This is a genomic window from Mesorhizobium sp. M2C.T.Ca.TU.002.02.1.1 (assembly GCF_003997225.1).
The window spans coordinates 1-1,807 of record NZ_RZTO01001052.1 but is presented as its reverse complement, the minus strand read 5'-3'; the positions used below and the strand labels follow the sequence as shown (position 1 = coordinate 1,807).

Here is a 1,807-nt window from a genome sequence, read left to right as displayed (position 1 = left end):
GGCAGCGCGCCAAAATAGCTCTCAAGGCTGGAAATGGCAGTCTCTCCTTCATTCGACTGCCTGCCCAAAGAATCCCTTCTCAGGCCAACTTCAAGTCCTAAAAAGCCATATGCGATTCCCCTGCCCGTCGATCGGGGGAGAGGTGGCTCGGCGAAGCCGAGACGGAGTGGGGGTCGACCAGCGCTACATTAAACAATGCATGCGCCAAGCAGCCATGCACGCTATCGCCAAAGGCCAGCCGCTGGGAAATGTGTGCACGCCGTAGACAAGGGACAAGAAAAATAAAAAACCGGCGTCAGCTTGCTTCTGACGCCGGTCATTCAGGTTTTGGGATCGTCGCACCTGATTTTTCCAAGGAAAAACCGAGGTTGGTTCGATCCGACGCTGACCCGTGGGCGGGGGGCTTGGGGTTTACGAGCCGGTGCCGGACCGAACCGTCTCAGGCAACGCCGGTAAACTCGTCGGACATTGGGGCATGAGCGCGGATTATTTGTGGCAAGAATGTGGCGAAGTATCACCAATTCCAACATGCGTTTTGCAAACGTGACTGGACGTTTGGGAAACCGCGCGACCGCGCGCATGCCTCGCCGGGCGATGCAATTCCATCCTGCCCTTGCAATTCCAGCATGAAAGCGCGAACCTTGGCTGGCGCATGATTCAATCGAAGGATCGAGGCATGACCGATCACAGCAGCGGGACGGAGGATGGGGAAGCATCCGGAATATTGATCCCGTTGCACGAGGCGCGCAACGCCCGCCTCGACCAGCCGGTGCGATTCGACCGGCGCGAGCTCGACCAGATCCTGAGGCTTTACGGACGCATGGTGGCGGCCAATGAATGGCGCGACTACGCGATCGACCATCTTACTGATCGCGCTGTCTTTTCCGTCTTCCGACGGGCCAGCGAAGTGCCGCTCTTCCAGATCGTCAAGGACCCCAAGCTGGCGCGCCGGCAAGGCGCCTTCGCCGTGATCGCGGCAGGCGGCCGCATCCTCAAGCGCGGCCAGGAACTCGGCCGCGTGCTCGGCGTGTTCGATGCGAAGCTGAAGGTCGTCGAGGCCTGAAGAGGAACTGGAGAACTGAAGAACTGAAGAATTGAGGAAAAGAGGCGCTACGCGCCTGATAAATTTCTTTTCTTCAGTTCTTCAATTCCTCATTTCTTCAATTCCCATTTTCCCCATTTTGCTCATTTCCCTCCGAGCCTGAACCGCCGCTCCGGCAGCGACTCCGGATCCGGCGGCAGCGCCGCGCCGCCGTTCAGTGACAGCTGCATGAACACCGTGTCCAGCCAGCGCCCGTGCTTGTAGCCGGAGCCTTCCAGGCGCCCGGAATGGCAAAAGCCGAGCTTCTCGTGCAGCCGCACCGAGGCACTGTCGGCATGGCCGTCGCCGATGACCGCGATGATCTGGCGGAAACCCGCCGCGCGCGCCGTCTCGACCAGGGCCTGCATCAGCGCCGAGCCCACGCCCTGCTCCTTGGCCTCGGGCGCGACATAGACCGAATCCTCGATGACGAATCGGTAGGCGGGGCGCGGCCGGAACGGTCCGGCATAGGCATAGCCGAGCACGACGCCATTCTTTTCCGCGACGAGGTAGGGAAAACCGCCCGCTGCCAGGACATCGAATCGATTGCCCATTTCGGCGCGGCTTGGCGGCTCCAGCTCGTAGCTCGACGTGCCGTGCGTGACCGCATCGGCATAGATTTCGGTGATCCGGTCGAGGTCGGCCGCGGTGGCGGGTCTGATCGCAATCATGCTCATAATTTGTGCAGTTCTCTTTCCTGCCTCGATAACAGCAAAGGACCTGTCT

At 60.4% G+C, this 1,807-nt stretch carries 2 protein-coding genes; one reads left to right on the top strand and one right to left on the bottom strand.

Annotated features, from left to right (window positions below; translation table 11 throughout):
• The first annotated feature begins 676 nt into the window (after positions 1-676).
• On the top strand, positions 677-1,063 hold the full coding sequence (locus tag EOD07_RS33195) for a DUF2794 domain-containing protein (RefSeq protein ID WP_040988010.1): 387 nt from the start codon (positions 677-679) through the stop codon (positions 1,061-1,063).
• 122 nt (positions 1,064-1,185) lie between these two features.
• Here EOD07_RS33195 and EOD07_RS33190 read toward each other — a convergent pair whose 3' ends face one another.
• Positions 1,186-1,758, bottom strand: a complete 573-nt coding sequence (locus EOD07_RS33190; RefSeq protein WP_127238233.1) for a GNAT family N-acetyltransferase — start codon at positions 1,756-1,758, stop codon at positions 1,186-1,188.
• Between the last annotated feature and the right edge of the window lie 49 nt (positions 1,759-1,807).